The organism is Pseudomonas guangdongensis (assembly GCF_900105885.1).
Lineage (GTDB): Bacteria > Pseudomonadota > Gammaproteobacteria > Pseudomonadales > Pseudomonadaceae > Geopseudomonas > Geopseudomonas guangdongensis.
The window spans coordinates 2,182,536-2,197,143 of record NZ_LT629780.1; the positions used below are offsets into that span (position 1 = coordinate 2,182,536).

Annotated in this window: 14 protein-coding genes; 12 read left to right on the forward strand and 2 right to left on the reverse strand. The window is 67.3% G+C overall.

From position 1 onward, the window contains the following. Positions 1 to 27: 27 nt before the first annotated feature. The 9 genes from BLU22_RS10280 (at position 28) to sthA (ending at position 8,682) form a co-directional block, all read left to right on the forward strand. On the forward strand, positions 28 to 1,365 hold the full coding sequence (locus BLU22_RS10280) for a Na(+)-translocating NADH-quinone reductase subunit A (RefSeq protein ID WP_090214161.1): 1,338 nt from the start codon (positions 28 to 30) through the stop codon (positions 1,363 to 1,365). A 3-nt stretch (positions 1,366 to 1,368) separates the two neighbouring features. After that, positions 1,369 to 2,580 (forward strand): NADH:ubiquinone reductase (Na(+)-transporting) subunit B, encoded by a 1,212-nt coding sequence (locus BLU22_RS10285; protein WP_090214163.1) that lies wholly within the window; start codon positions 1,369 to 1,371, stop codon positions 2,578 to 2,580. Further along, on the forward strand, positions 2,573 to 3,364 hold the full coding sequence (locus tag BLU22_RS10290; protein ID WP_090214164.1) for a Na(+)-translocating NADH-quinone reductase subunit C: 792 nt from the start codon (positions 2,573 to 2,575) through the stop codon (positions 3,362 to 3,364). The genes BLU22_RS10285 and BLU22_RS10290 overlap by 8 nt, the downstream gene beginning before the upstream one ends. Next, positions 3,361 to 4,032: an NADH:ubiquinone reductase (Na(+)-transporting) subunit D gene (locus BLU22_RS10295; RefSeq protein ID WP_173867196.1), complete on the forward strand. Its 672-nt coding sequence runs from the start codon at positions 3,361 to 3,363 to the stop codon at positions 4,030 to 4,032. Before BLU22_RS10290 ends, BLU22_RS10295 begins: the two co-directional genes overlap by 4 nt. After that, positions 4,032 to 4,640, forward strand: a complete 609-nt coding sequence (gene nqrE / locus BLU22_RS10300; RefSeq protein ID WP_090214167.1) for an NADH:ubiquinone reductase (Na(+)-transporting) subunit E — start codon at positions 4,032 to 4,034, stop codon at positions 4,638 to 4,640. The genes BLU22_RS10295 and nqrE overlap by 1 nt, the downstream gene beginning before the upstream one ends. Before the next feature lie 15 nt (positions 4,641 to 4,655). Next, positions 4,656 to 5,879, forward strand: a complete 1,224-nt coding sequence (gene nqrF / locus BLU22_RS10305) for an NADH:ubiquinone reductase (Na(+)-transporting) subunit F (protein WP_090214169.1) — start codon at positions 4,656 to 4,658, stop codon at positions 5,877 to 5,879. Between the two features lie 107 nt (positions 5,880 to 5,986). Further along, positions 5,987 to 6,913: an FAD:protein FMN transferase gene (locus tag BLU22_RS10310; RefSeq protein ID WP_090216385.1), complete on the forward strand. Its 927-nt coding sequence runs from the start codon at positions 5,987 to 5,989 to the stop codon at positions 6,911 to 6,913. Further along, entirely contained in the window at positions 6,910 to 7,146 is a 237-nt protein-coding gene (nqrM, locus tag BLU22_RS10315; RefSeq protein WP_090214170.1) for a (Na+)-NQR maturation NqrM, read from the forward strand. The genes BLU22_RS10310 and nqrM overlap by 4 nt, the downstream gene beginning before the upstream one ends. Before the next feature lie 132 nt (positions 7,147 to 7,278). Beyond that, entirely contained in the window at positions 7,279 to 8,682 is a 1,404-nt protein-coding gene (gene sthA / locus BLU22_RS10320; RefSeq protein ID WP_090214172.1) for a Si-specific NAD(P)(+) transhydrogenase, read from the forward strand. Between the two features lie 42 nt (positions 8,683 to 8,724). Here sthA and BLU22_RS10325 read toward each other — a convergent pair whose 3' ends face one another. Then, positions 8,725 to 9,447 (reverse strand): glycerophosphodiester phosphodiesterase, encoded by a 723-nt coding sequence (locus BLU22_RS10325; protein WP_090214173.1) that lies wholly within the window; start codon positions 9,445 to 9,447, stop codon positions 8,725 to 8,727. Between the two features lie 209 nt (positions 9,448 to 9,656). On the opposite strand from BLU22_RS10325, the gene BLU22_RS10330 reads away from it, so the two are divergent. Beyond that, positions 9,657 to 10,904, forward strand: coding sequence for a lipoprotein-releasing ABC transporter permease subunit (locus BLU22_RS10330; RefSeq protein ID WP_090214175.1), 1,248 nt, complete (start codon positions 9,657 to 9,659; stop codon positions 10,902 to 10,904). Next, positions 10,897 to 11,586 carry a lipoprotein-releasing ABC transporter ATP-binding protein LolD gene (gene lolD, locus BLU22_RS10335; protein ID WP_090214177.1) on the forward strand — a complete coding sequence of 230 codons (690 nt, stop codon included), beginning with the start codon at positions 10,897 to 10,899 and terminating at the stop codon, positions 11,584 to 11,586. The genes BLU22_RS10330 and lolD overlap by 8 nt, the downstream gene beginning before the upstream one ends. Before the next feature lie 81 nt (positions 11,587 to 11,667). Here the strand turns inward: lolD and BLU22_RS10340 are convergent, their stop codons facing one another. Further along, entirely contained in the window at positions 11,668 to 12,195 is a 528-nt protein-coding gene (locus tag BLU22_RS10340) for a DUF2062 domain-containing protein (protein ID WP_090214179.1), read from the reverse strand. Positions 12,196 to 12,308: 113 nt separating this feature from the next. Here BLU22_RS10340 and BLU22_RS10345 point away from each other — a divergent pair, with 113 nt between their 5' ends. Continuing rightward, complete coding sequence (locus tag BLU22_RS10345) at positions 12,309 to 14,543, forward strand: DNA internalization-related competence protein ComEC/Rec2 (RefSeq protein ID WP_090214180.1); 2,235 nt, start codon at positions 12,309 to 12,311, stop codon at positions 14,541 to 14,543. Positions 14,544 to 14,608: the final 65 nt, after the last annotated feature.

Here is a 14,608-nt window from a genome sequence, read left to right on the forward strand (position 1 = left end):
TTTCATAACAGTGATTAGGCAATACGCATGATTAAGATCAAACGAGGTCTGGATCTGCCTGTCACCGGCGTACCCGCGCAGCGCATCGAGGCCGGTCGGCCGGTGCGCAGCGTTGCGGTCGTAGGCTTCGATTACCCCGGTATGAAGCCCACGATGCAGGTACAGGTCGGCGACCGCGTCAAGCTTGGGCAGCCCCTGTTCTCCGACAAGAAAACCCCAGGCGTGGTGTTCACCGCCCCGGCGGCGGGCGTGATCAGCGCCATCCATCGCGGCGACAAGCGCGTGCTGCAGTCGGTGGTGATCGACATCCAGGGCGACGAGCAGGAAACCTTCGCCAGCTATCCGGTCGGTCAGTTGGACAGCCTGGAGGGCGCCAAGGTTCGCGAGAACCTGCAGGCCGCCGGTCTGTGGACCGCCCTGCGCACCCGCCCGTTCAGCAAGGTGCCGGCCGTCGACGCCACTCCCAGCTCGATCTTCGTCACCGCCATCGATACCCATCCGCTGGCCGCCGATCCGGCGGTGATCATCGCCGAGCAGGCTGCCGACTTCGAGAACGGCCTGAAGGTGCTGGCACGTCTGGCCAAGGTCTTCCTGTGCAAGGCCGAGGGCGTCAGCCTGCCGGGCGAGGGCGTTGCCGGGGTGCGTGCCGAGAGCTTCGCCGGCCCGCATCCGGCCGGCCTGGCCGGTACCCACATCCACTTCCTCGACCCGGTCAACGCCACCAAGAGCGTGTGGACCATCGGTTATCAGGACGTGATCGCCGTCGGCAAGCTGTTCACCACCGGTCAGCTGTGGACCGAGCGGGTGGTCGCGCTGGCCGGCCCGGTGGTCGACGCTCCGCGTCTGGTGCGTACCCGCTTGGGCGCCAACCTCGAAGAGCTGACCGCCGGCGAACTCAAGGCGGGCAGCAACCGGGTGATCTCCGGTTCGGTGTTCGGCGGTCGCACCGCGCGCGGTCCGCTGGCCTTCCTCGGTCGCTACCATCAGCAGGTGTCCTGCCTGCGCGAGGGCAGCGACCGCGAGATGATGCATTACCTGCGCGCCGGGGTGAACAAGCACTCGGTGCTGAACATCTTCGTCTCCAAGCTGGCCGCGGGGCGTCTGTTCGACTTCACCACCACCACCAACGGCAGCCCGCGCGCCATGGTGCCGGTCGGCAACTACGAGGCGGTGATGCCGCTGGATATCCTGCCGACCCAGCTGCTGCGCTACCTGATCGTCGGCGACACCGAAATGGCCCAGAAGCTCGGCTGCCTGGAACTCGACGAAGAGGACCTGGCGCTGTGCACTTACGTCTGCGCCGGCAAGTACGAGTACGGTCCGATCCTGCGCGACAACCTCGCCCGCATCGAGAAGGAGGGTTAAGCCATGGGTTTGCGAGCATTCCTCGACAAGGTCGAGCACAACTTCGAGAAGGGCGGCAAGTACGAGAAGTGGTACGCCCTCTACGAGGCGGTCGACACCTTCTTCTATCGTCCCGGTAGCGTGACCCGCACCACCGCCCACGTGCGCGACGGCATCGACCTCAAGCGCATGATGATCACCGTGTGGCTGTGTACCTTCCCGGCGATGTTCTTCGGCATGTGGAACATCGGCTTCCAGGCCAACCAGATCTTCGCCGCCAGCCCCGAGCTGCTGGCGGCGCAGGACGGCTGGCGTTTCGGCCTGATCGGCGCCCTGGCCGGCTTCGATCCGGGCAGCGTCTGGGACAACTTCATCCAGGGCGCGGCCTACTTCCTGCCGGTCTACCTGACGGTGTTCATCGTCGGCGGCTTCTGGGAGGTGCTGTTCGCTTCGATCCGCCGCCACGAGGTCAACGAGGGCTTCTTCGTCACCTCCGTGCTGTTCGCCCTGATCCTGCCGCCGAGCATCCCGCTGTGGCAGGCGGCGCTGGGCATCAGCTTCGGCGTGGTGCTGGGCAAGGAAGTGTTCGGCGGTACCGGCAAGAACTTCCTCAACCCGGCGCTGACCGGCCGCGCCTTCCTGTTCTTCGCCTACCCGGCGCAGATGTCCGGCGATGCGGTATGGACCGCGGTCGACGGCTTCAGCGGCGCCACCGCACTGAGCCTGGCGGCGGCCGGCGGCATCGAGAACGTGATCGGCCACGGCATCACCTGGATGGACGCCTTCCTCGGCAAGATCCACGGCTCGATGGGCGAGACCAGCACCCTGGCGATCATGATCGGCGGCGGCATCCTGCTGCTGACCCGCATCGCCGCCTGGCGCATCGTCGTCGGCGTGATGCTCGGCATGGTCGCGACCAGCAGCCTGTTCAACGTCATCGGCTCGGACACCAATCCGCTGTTCGCCATGCCCTGGTACTGGCACCTGGTGGTCGGCGGCTTCGCCTTCGGCATGTTCTTCATGGCCACCGATCCGGTGTCCGCCTCGATGACCAACACCGGCAAATGGCTGTTCGGTGCGCTGATCGGCCTGATGGTCGTGCTGGTTCGCGTGGTCAACCCGGCGTTCCCGGAAGGCATGATGCTGGCGATCCTGTTCGCCAACCTGTTCTCGCCGCTGATCGACCACTTCGTCGTTCAGGCCAACATCAAGCGGAGGCTGGCACGCAATGTCTAGTCAAAAAGAATCCACCGTCCGTACCCTGACGGTGGCCCTGCTGGTCTGCCTGGTGTGCTCGGTGTTCGTCGCCGGCGCCGCGGTCGCGCTCAAGCCGACCCAGGTGGAAAACCGCGTGCTGGACAAGCAGCGCAGCATCCTGGCGATTGCCGGTCTGGGCGAGGACGGCATGTCCGCCAGGCAGGTCAAGGCGCTGTTCGCCGAGCGCATCCGCGCCCGTGTGGTCGATCTGCAGACCGGCAAGTTCAGCACTGCCCATGACGCACAGACCTTCGATCCGCTCAAGGCCGCCAAGGATCCCAAACTGTCCGACGCCCTGCCGGGCGATCAGGACATCGCCTCGATCAAGCGTCGCGAGCGCTTCACCACCGTCTACCTGGTGGAGAGTGCCGATGGCGCTGTGGAAACCCTGATCCTGCCGGTACGCGGCTACGGCCTGTGGTCGACCCTGCACGGCTTCATGGCGGTCAAGGGCGACCTCAACACCGTGGCCGGCTTCGGCTTCTACCAGCACGCCGAGACCCCGGGTCTGGGCGGCGAGGTGGACAATCCGAAGTGGAAGGCCCTGTGGCCGGGCAAGACCCTGTTCGACGCCGACGGCAAGGTTGCCGTGCAGATCGTCAAGGGCAGCGTCGATCCGCAGAGCCCGCAGGCGACCCACCAGGTCGACGGTCTGGCCGGTGCGACCCTGACCAGCAAAGGCGTCGACAACCTGCTGAAGTTCTGGCTGGGCCAGGGCGGCTTCGGCTCCTTCATTGCTAACCTGCGCGCCGGGGAGGCCTGATCATGTCGCAACCGACTATCAAAGAAGTTCTGCTCAACCCGATCTTCAATAACAACCCCATCGGCCTGCAGATCCTCGGTATCTGCTCGGCGCTGGCGGTGACTTCGAACCTGAAGACCGCGCTGGTGATGTCGATCGCCCTGACCCTGGTGACCGGCTTCTCCAACCTGTTCATCTCGATGGTGCGAAGCCAGATCCCCGGCTCGATCCGCATGATCGTGCAGATGGTGATCATCGCGTCCTTGGTGATCGTGGTCGACCAGGTGCTCAAGGCCTTCGCCTATGGCTTGTCCAAGCAACTGTCGGTGTTCGTCGGCCTGATCATCACCAACTGCATCGTGATGGGCCGCGCCGAAGCCTTCGCCATGCAGAACCCTCCGGCCCTGTCGTTCTTCGACGGTATCGGCAACGGCCTGGGCTACAGCGCCATGCTGATCGTGCTGGGCATCGTCCGCGAGCTGTTCGGCGCCGGCAAGCTGCTGGGCTACGAGATCATCCCGGTGGTCAATGACGGCGGCTGGTACCAGCCCAACGGTCTGCTGCTGCTGCCGCCCTCGGCATTCTTCCTGATCGGCCTGATCATCTGGGGCCTGCGTACCTGGAAGAAAGGCCAGGTCGAGAGCACGGTCTACAAGATGGCTCCGCATGTCTCCAAGGAGGCTTACTGATGGAACATTACATCAGCCTGTTCGTGAAGGCGGTGTTCGTCGAGAACATGGCGCTGGCCTTCTTCCTCGGCATGTGTACCTTCATCGCCATTTCCAAGAAGGTGGAAACCGCCATCGGCCTGGGTATCGCCGTGATCGTGGTGCAGGCGATCACCGTGCCGGCCAACAACCTGATCTACGCCTACCTGCTCAAGGACGGCGCGCTGGCTTGGGCCGGCCTGCCGGACGTGGACCTCAGCTTCCTCGGCCTGCTCAGCTACATCGGCGTGATCGCCGCCATCGTGCAGATCCTCGAGATGCTGCTGGACAAGTACGTGCCCTCGCTCTACAACGCGCTGGGCGTGTTCCTGCCGCTGATCACCGTGAACTGCGCCATCATGGGCGGCACCCTGTTCATGGTCGAGCGTGACTACAACCTCTCCGAGAGCGTGGTCTACGGCTTCGGCTCCGGCGCCTCCTGGGCGCTGGCAATCATGGTGCTGGCCGGCGTGCGCGAGAAGCTCAAGTACAGCGACGTGCCGGCCGGCCTGCAGGGCCTGGGGATCACCTTCATCACCATCGGGCTGATGTCGCTGGGCTTCATGTCCTTCTCCGGCGTGCAGCTCTAAGGACGGGATGAACAGATGAACTACGAAATCTTCCTCGCCATCGGCATGTTCACCGCTATCGTGCTGGCGCTGGTGGTCATCATCCTGATGGCCCGCGCCAAGCTGGTGTCCAGCGGTGACGTGAGCATCGAGATCAACGGCGAACGCACCATCACCGTACCGGCCGGCGGCAAGCTGCTGCAGACCCTGGCCAACAACAACATCTTCCTGTCCTCCGCTTGCGGCGGCGGCGGCACCTGCGCGCAGTGCAAGTGCATCGTCGAGTCGGGCGGCGGCGAGATGCTGCCCACCGAGGAGTCGCACTTCACCAAGCGCGAGGCCAAGGCCGGCTGGCGCCTGTCCTGCCAGACCCCGGTCAAGCAGGACATGAAGATCGAGGTGCCCGAAGAAGTCTTCGGCGTGAAGAAGTGGGAATGCACGGTGGAGTCCAACCCCAACGTCGCCACCTTCATCAAGGAGCTGACCCTGCGTCTGCCAGAAGGCGAGAACGTCGACTTCCGCGCCGGCGGTTACGTGCAGCTGGAATGCCCGCCGCACGTGGTCAACTACAAGGACTTCGACATCCAGCCCGAGTACCGCGGCGACTGGGACAAGTTCAACATGTGGCGCTATGTGTCCAAGGTCGACGAGACCACCATCCGTGCCTACTCGATGGCCAACTACCCGGAAGAGCGCGGACTGGTGAAGTTCAACATCCGCATCGCCTCGCCGCCGCCGGGCAAGGACGACATCCCGCCGGGCAAGATGTCCTCGTTCGTGTTCAACCTCAAGCCGGGCGACAAGATCACAGTGTACGGACCGTTCGGCGAGTTCTTCGCCCGCGACACCGACAACGAGATGGTGTTCATCGGCGGCGGTGCCGGTATGGCGCCGATGCGCTCGCACATCTTCGACCAGCTCAAGCGTCTGAAGTCCACGCGCAAGATGAGCTTCTGGTACGGCGCGCGCTCGATGCGCGAGGCGTTCTACGTCGAGGAATACGACCAGCTGCAGGCCGAGAACCCGAACTTCAAGTGGCACCTGGCGCTGTCCGACCCGCTGCCGGAAGACAACTGGAGCGGCTACACCGGCTTCATCCATAACGTGCTCTACGAGAACTACCTCAAGGACCATCCGGCGCCCGAGGACTGCGAGTTCTACATGTGCGGCCCGCCGATGATGAACGCTGCGGTGATCAAGATGCTGCTCGACCTAGGTGTCGAGCGGGAGAACATCCTGCTCGACGACTTCGGCGGCTAGTCTTGAGCCTGGCAGCACTCCTGCGGCCCGTCATCGCTGTCGCCTGCGCGGCAGCCCTGACGGGCTGCCTGTTTTCCGACCCGCTGGAATCCTTCGGCGGTCCGACCATGGGCAGCACCTATTCGGTCAAGTACGTGCGCGGCAGCGGCGTGGCGGAGGCGACTACCCTGCAGGCCGGGGTCGAGGCGATCCTCGCCGAGGTCGACCAGCAGATGTCCACCTACCGCGACGACTCGCTGATCGAGCGCTTCAACCAGGCAGCGGCCGGTACCTGCATGGCCATGCCGCCGGCGGTGCTGGAGCTGGTGCGCCTGGGCGAGGACCTGTCGCAGCGCAGCGGCGGCGCGTTCGACCTGACCCTTGAACCCTTGCTCAACCTCTGGGGCTTCGGTCCCAAGTCGCGCAGCGAGCAGGTGCCCAGCGCCGAAGCCATCGCCGAGGCGCGCCAGCGGGTCGGTCATGCGCACCTGCGCATCGATGGCCAGCGGCTGTGCAAGGATGCGAAGGTCCAGGTCGACTTCAACAGCATCGCCGCCGGGCATGCGGTCGACCGCATCGCCGCCTGGCTGGAAGGGCAGGGGGTCAGCAGCTATCTGGTGGAGGCCACCGGCGAGCTGAAGGCGCGCGGACGCAAGCCCGACGGCGCGCCCTGGCGCATCGCCATCGAGGAGCCGCGCGACGACCAGCAGGTGGCACAGAAGGTGCTTGAGCTGGACGGCCTGGGCGTCTCCACCTCCGGCGACTACCGCAACTACTTCGAGGAGAACGGCCGGCGCTACTCGCACACCCTGGACCCGCGCAGCGGCGCGCCGATCGGCCATCGCCTGGCGGCGGTGACCGTGGTGCACCCGCAGGCGCTGCTGGCCGACGGCCTGTCGACCCTGCTGATGGTGCTGGGGCCGGAAGAGGGGGCGGCGTATGCTGAGCGCGAAGGACTGGCGGCACTGTTCGTGACCCGCGAGGGCGAAGGTTTCGTCACTCGCAGTACCAAGGCTTTTGATGCGCTGTTCCCGGCGCAGGAGGACACACCATGACCTGGTTGCTGGTCTTTGCCGTCATGCTGCTGGTGGTGCTGGGCATGTCGGTCGGGGTGATCATGGGCCGCAAGCCGATCGCCGGCTCATGCGGCGGCATCGCCAACCTCGGCATCGAGAAGGACGAATGCCCGATCTGCGGCGGCGACACCCAGAAGTGCGAGGAGGCCAGCAGCGAGGGCGGCGACAAGGCCCCGCTGGTGCAGGCCATTGACGCGACCCGCGCGCGCTGAACAACCCGACGGGGGCAGTCTGACTGCCCCCGTCGTCATTTGCGGCCCGCGCAGGCGCGATGCCTGCGTGCCTGGCCCGAGGTATGAGGCCCGCCCAGCGGCGGGCCGCAGTTTGTCCATAAGGAGTGGCAGATGGCTGTCTACAACTATGACGTAGTGGTGCTGGGCTCCGGCCCGGCGGGCGAGGGTGCGGCGATGAGCGCCGCCAAGAGCGGGCGCAAGGTGGCCGTGGTCGATAGCCGCAAGCTGGTCGGCGGCAACTGCACCCACCTGGGAACCATTCCCTCCAAGGCCCTGCGTCACTCGGTCCGGCAGATCCTGCAGTTCAACACCAACCCGATGTTCCGCCAGATCGGCGAGCCGCGCTGGTTCTCCTTCCCCGACGTGCTGAAGAGCGCCGAGAAGGTGATCGCCAAGCAGGTCGCCTCGCGCACCGGCTACTACGCGCGCAACCGTGTCGACCTGTTCGTCGGCAGGGCCAGCTTCGCCGACCAGCACACCATCGAGGTGCTCGGCCACAACGGTGTGGTCGAGCGCCTGGTCACCAAGCAGGTGGTGATCGCCACCGGCTCGCGTCCCTACCGCCCGGCGGACGTCGACTTCAGCCACCCGCGCATCTACGACAGCGACACCATCCTCACCCTCAGCCATACCCCGCGCCGGCTGATCATCTACGGCGCCGGGGTGATCGGCTGCGAGTACGCGTCGATCTTCAGCGGCCTGGGCGTGCTGGTCGATCTGATCGACAACCGCGACCAGTTGCTCAGCTTCCTCGATCGGGAGATATCCGATGCGCTGAGCTACCACCTGCGTACCAACAATGTGCTGATCCGCCACAACGAGGAGTACGAGCGCATCGAGGGCCTCGACCACGGCGTGGTGCTGCACCTGAAGTCGGGCAAGAAGATCAAGGCCGATGCCCTGCTGTGGTGCAACGGCCGCACCGGCAACACCGACCAGCTGGCCCTGGAGAACATCGGCCTGGAGGCCAACAGCCGCGGCCAGGTCGCCGTCGACAAGCACTATCGCACCAGCGTGGCCAACGTCTATGCCGCCGGCGACGTGATCGGCTGGCCGAGTCTGGCCAGCGCCGCCTACGACCAGGGGCGTTCGGCGGCGGCCAACATGGCCGAGCACATGGGCTACGAGGGCTGGCACTTCGTCGACGACGTGCCGACCGGTATCTACACCATCCCGGAGATCAGCTCGGTCGGCAAGAGCGAGCAGGAGCTGACCCAGGCCAAGGTGCCCTACGAGGTCGGCAAGGCGTTCTTCAAGTCGATGGCTCGCGCGCAGATCTCCAACGAGCGTGCCGGGATGCTGAAGATCCTCTTCCACCGCGAGACCCTGGAGCTGCTCGGCGTGCACTGCTTCGGCTACCAGGCCTCGGAGATCGTCCACATCGGCCAGGCGATCATGAACCAGCAGGGCGAGGCGAACAGCATCAAGTACTTCATCAACACCACCTTCAACTACCCGACCATGGCCGAAGCCTACCGGGTGGCGGCGTTCGACGGTCTCAACCGGCTTTTTTGACCGGCTCCGACCGGTGGCCTGAGCCGGTCGGAGAGTGGCCGCTCAACGATCCCGGAGTATGGCGCTGGCCAAACCGGGAAAGTCTGTGATCAGGCTGTCCACCCCGCAGTCGGCGAGCCGGCGCATCAGCGCCGGTTCGTTGACCGTCCAGACCGAGACGTGCAGGCCCTGACGCTGCGCCTTGAGCAGACGTGCCGGGCTGCACAGCGTCCAGTTCAGCACCAGCATCCGGCAGTCGTGGCGTGCCGCGACCTTCAGCGGATCCAGCCAGGCATGCTCGGCGACCAGCCCGCGCGCCAGTTGCGGCGCCCGGCGGCGCAGTGCCAGCAGCACGCTGCGCGAGCTGCTGGTGACTATCACCCTGTCTTCCAGACCGAACTCGGCGACCAGCGTGGCGATGGCGTCCACCGTGCGTGCGGCGCGCGCCGGCGAGGCGCTCTTGACTTCCAGTTGCCAGTGCTCGAAAGGGCAGTGCAGGAACAGGCTTCGCAGGCGCGGAATCGGGCAGGGCCAGGGCCATGCGGGACCGGCGGCGCGGGCGTCGAGGCGCTCCAGCTCCGCGGCGCTGTGTTCGGCGACCTTGCCGCGCTGGCCGGTGGTGCGCTTGAGGGTCGGGTCGTGGATCACCATCAGTTCGCCGTCGGCGGAGAGGTGCAGGTCCAGCTCGCAGCGCGTCACGCCCTGGGCGAGGCAGTGCTGGAAGCTGGCCAGGGTGTTTTCCGGAGCCTCGCCCCGGGCGCCGCGGTGGCCATAGATCAGGGTCACGCCTGTACCTCCTTGCGAGGGGAACCATGTCAGCCTTCTAGCATGTGCCGCACGCTTTGGGGAGTGCATGGCGGTGCGCCGCCGGCGGGCTTGCGGTAGACTGCCGCCCGGACCGGCGTGGCGCCGGTCGCCGGCATGTCCTGCACACAGGCTGCAGCCATGCTGCGACAACCGGATGTCTTCCTTTCGCCTGCCAGGCAAGCCCGAGCATGTTCAGACCCTTACCTGTGTTCATCGGCGCGCGCTATACCCGCGCCAAGCGTCGCAACCATTTCATCTCGTTCATCTCCCTCACCTCGATGGTCGGCCTCGCCCTGGGCGTGCTGGTGATGATCCTCGTGCTGTCGGTGATGAACGGCTTCGACCGCGAGCTGCGCACGCGGATTCTCGGCATGGTGCCGCACGCCACCATCAGCAGCTACCAGCCGGTCGACGACTGGCGGGCGCTGGCGGCCAAGGCCGGCGAGCATCCCGAGGTGCTGGCGGTGGCGCCGTTCACCCAGCTGCAGGGCATGCTCACCCACAGCGGCGGCGTGCAGCCGGTGCTGGTCAACGCGGTGCTGCCCGAGGCGGAAAAGCAGGTGTCGATCATCGATCAGCACATGGTCCGCGGGCGCCTCGACGATCTGCAGAGCGGCGAGTTCGGCATGGTCATCGGCGAGCTCACCGCACGGCGCTTCCGCGTCGATGTCGGCGACAAGCTGACCTTCATCCTCCCCGAGGCTTCGGTGACCCCGGCCGGGGTGTTCCCGCGCCTCAAGCGCTTCACCGTGGTGGGCATCTTCAAGGTCGGCGCCGAGCTGGACAGCTCCCTGGCGCTGATCCACGTCGGCGACGCCGCGCGCCTGTCGCGCTGGCAGGAGAACCAGGTCGAGGGGGTGCGCCTCAAGCTCAAGGATCTGTTCCAGGCGCCGCGCGTGGCCTGGGAGATCGCCGGCACCTTCACCGGCGAGGACTACGTCGCCCGCGACTGGACGCGCAGCCACGGCAGCCTGTTCCAGGCGATCCAGATGGAGAAGACCATGATCGCCCTGCTGCTGCTGCTGATCGTCGCGGTGGCGGCGTTCAACATCATTTCCACCCTGGTGATGGTGGTCACCGACAAGAAGGCCGACATCGCCATCCTGCGCACCCTGGGCATGACGCCACGGCAGATCATGCTGGTGTTCATGGTCCAGGGCTCGGTGATCGGCGTGGTCGGCACCCTGATCGGCGGTGTCCTCGGGGTGATCGCCGCCCTCAACGTCACCGCCTGGGTCGCCGGGCTGGAGAAGCTGCTGGGACACAAGTTCCTCAGTTCGGACGTCTACTTCATCAACTACCTGCCCTCGCAGCTGCGCGTCGAGGATGTCGTGCTGATCTGCTCGGCTGCGCTGCTGATGAGCTTCTTCGCCACCCTGTACCCGGCCTGGAAGGCGGCGCGCACCCAGCCGGCGGAGGCCCTGCGCTATGAGTAACGATCAGGCGGTGCTGCTGTGCCGCAACCTCGGCAAGCGTTACGAGGAGGGCCCGCAGTCGGTGCAGGTGCTCGACGGCGTCGAGCTGGCGCTGCTGCCCGGCGAGCGGGTGGCCATCGTCGGCAGCTCCGGCTCGGGCAAGACCACTCTGCTCAACCTGCTCGGCGGGCTCGACAATCCCAGCGAGGGCAGCGTCTGGCTGGCCGGTGAGGAGCTCTCGGCGCTCGGCGAGAAGGCCCGCGGCCTGCTGCGCAACCGCGCCATGGGCTTCGTCTACCAGTTCCATCACCTGCTGCCCGAATTCAGTGCGCTGGAGAACGTCTGCATGCCGCTGCTGATCGGCGCCACGCCGATCGCCGAGGCGCGCCAGCGCGCAACCGCGCTGCTCGAACGGGTCGGCCTCGGCCACCGGCTCACCCACAAGCCGGCCGAGCTGTCCGGCGGCGAACGTCAGCGGGTGGCCATTGCGCGCGCGCTGGTCAACCGTCCGGCGCTGGTGCTGCTCGACGAGCCGACCGGCAACCTCGACCAGCACACCGCGCGCGGTATCCAGGAACTGATGCTGGAACTGAGCAGCTCGCTCAAGACCGCCTTCCTGGTGGTGACCCACGACCTGGCCCTGGCTCGGCAGATGAACCGTGTGCTGCATCTGGAAGGCGGCCGGCTGGTCGAGCGCGACTGACGGCTCTGCCTCGACAGGCTGGCCATGCACGAAAACGCCGCCGTCCGGGATCCGGACGGCGGCGTTTGTGCATCGGCGGACTCAGGAGGAGCGCTGCTGGCGATCGTTCTGGCGTTTCAGCCAGCTGCGCCGCACCCACCAGCGCCAGTAGAGCATGGTTCCGAAGTAACCCAGCGCCGCCAGTGCCAGTCCCGCGACCAGCGAGCCGAGGTACAGCGGCTTCCACAGTACCGCCAGTTCGGCGGTGACCCAGGCCATGCTCAGCTCGTCCGGCATGACGAGGGCTGGCGTATCCATCAGCCAGGTGCCCAGTTTGTAGGTGCAGTAGAACACCGGGGGCATGGTGATCGGGTTGGTCAGCCAGACCAGGCCGATGGCGATCGGCAGGTTGGCGCGCAGCGGAATGGCCAGTGCGGCGGAGGCGAGCATCTGCATCGGCATGGGGATCATCGCCCAGAACAGGCCGACGGCCATGGCGCGGGCAACCGAGTGGCGGTTGAGATGCCATAGGTTGGGATCGTGGATCAGGCCGCCGAGAAAGCGCAGGGACTGGTTGTCCTTGATGCGATCGGGGTGGGGCATGTATCGCTTGAATATGCGGCGCGGCATAAGGACTCTCGGCGAACACGAAGCGCGGCTATTATGCACAGATTCCGTATGCCGCGCTGTCGATGGAACGAATCGCCGGATGGACTGTCGCCAGCCTTTCAAGGATGAAGCCGATGCGCTCGGGATTGCTCGCGCTCGCCGCGGGGTTGCTGCTGCTGCGTTTTCTGCCGGCGCTGCCGTCGACGACCGGGCTGCTGGCGCTGGGGGGCTGCGCGCTGCTGCTGGCGCTGCTGCGCTGGCCACCCGCGCGGCTCGCCGCCCTGTGCCTGCTGGGGCTGCTCTGGGCGTGCCTGACGGCGCAGTCGGCGCTGGACGACCGTCTGGCGCCCGCCTGGGACGGTCGTACCCTGTGGCTCGAAGGGCGCATCGCCGGTCTGCCGGAGCAGGGCGAGGGCGTCACCCGTTTCTATCTCGAACAGGCGCAGTCGCGGCGCACCGCGCTGCCGGCGCGTCTGCGCCTGTCCTGGTATGGCGCGCCGCCGCTGGCTGGCGGGGAGGTCTGGCGCCTGGCCGTCAGCCTCAAGCGGCCGCGCGGCAGCCTCAACCCCCATGCCTTCGACTACGAGGCCTGGCTGAGCGCACGACGCGTCGGCGCCACCGGTTCGGTGAAGGCCGGCGAGCGCCTGCTGGCGGCGGGCGGCGCACCGGCCTGGCGCGATGCCCTGCGCCAGCGGCTGCTGGCCGTGCCGGCACAGGGGCGCGAGGGCATCCTGGCGGCGCTGGTGCTGGGCGACGGCTCGGGGCTGAGCGATGCCGACTGGCAGGCGCTGCAGGCCACCGGCACCGTCCATCTGCTGGTGATTTCCGGCCAGCATGTGGCCATGCTCGCCGGACTGCTGTATGCCCTGGTCGCCGCCCTGTACCGCTGCGGCCTGTGGCCGCGCGAGCGCGCCTGGCTGCCGGCGGCCTGCCTGCTGGCCATGGCCGGTGCGCTGGGCTACGGCGCCCTGGCCGGCTTCGAGGTACCGGTGCGCCGTGCTTGCGCGATGGTCGCCCTGGTGCTGCTGTGGCGCTGGCGCTTCCGCCAGTTGGGCGCTTGGACGCCACTGCTGGCGGCCCTCGTCTTGGTGTTGCTGGCCGAGCCGCTGGCCAGCCTGCAGCCGGGATTCTGGCTGTCGTTCGCGGCGGTGGCGCTGCTGGTCTGGTGCTTCGCCGCGCGCCAGGGGCGGTTCCGCGCCTGGCACCTGCTGCTGCTCACGCAATGGGCGATGACCGTCGGGCTGCTGCCCCTGCTGCTCGGCCTGGGGCTGCCGGTGAGCCTCAGCGGGCCCTTCGCCAACCTGCTGGCGGTGCCTTGGGTCGGTCTGCTCATCGTGCCGCTGGCGCTGCTCGGCACCCTGCTGCTGCCCCTGCCCGGCGTGGGCGAGGGGCTGCTGTGGCTGGCGGGCCTGCAACTGGACTGGCTGTTCGCGCTGCTGCATCGACTGGCGGCCGCCTGGCCAGCTTGGCAGGGGCCGGCGCCGCCGCCCTGGGCGATCTGCCTCGCCGTGCTGGGTGCGTTGCTGGTGCTGCTGCCGCGCGGCGTACCGCTGCGCGCGTTCGGCCTGCCGTTGCTGCTGGTGGCGCTCTGGCCGGCGCCGGCGCGTGTGCCACAAGGGCAGGCCGAGGTCTGGCTGCTGGATGTCGGCCAGGGGCTGGCGGTGCTGGTGCGTACCCGCGAGCACGCCCTGCTCTACGATGCCGGGCCGGCGCGGCGGGGCTTCGACAGCGGCGAGAAAATCGTCGCGCCGGTGCTGCAGGGGCTGGGCGTGCGGCGCCTGCATGGCCTGCTGCTCAGCCACGCTGACAGCGACCATGCCGGCGGCGCGGCCGCCGTGCTGCGGACGCTGGCGGTGGACGATCTGCAGGGCGGCGAGGCCGGGCGGCATAAGCTGCCGCGTCCGGTTCGGCCTTGTCGGGAGGGGCAGCGCTGGCAGTGGGATGGCGTCGAGTTCGTCACTTGGCAGTGGGCGGCGGCGGACAACCCCAACGACGCTTCCTGCCTGCTGCGCATCGAGGCGGCCGGCGAGCGCCTGCTGCTCAGCGGCGATCTTGGCGTGCGCGGCGAGGACTGGCTGCGCGCCAGCGGTCGCGACCTGCGCGCTGACTGGTTACTAGCGCCGCACCACGGCAGTCGCAGCTCGTCGAGTCGCGCCTTCCTGCAGGCGGTGGCGCCACGCGGCGTGCTGATCTCGCGCGGCTGGCAGAACCCGTTCGGCCATCCCCATGCCGAGGTGCTGGCGCGTTATGCTGCGCTCGGCCTGCCCACCCACGACACCGCGCGCGAGGGCGCCCTGCACCTGCGGCTGGGCAGCGGTACGGTGCCGCAGGGCATGCGCGGCAGCGGCGGATTCTGGCAGGAAAAATGAGAACGCCGGCGGTCGGCGGCCCCCGGCCCCTGTGCTAGAGTTGCGCGAATTTTTCGATGGGGATG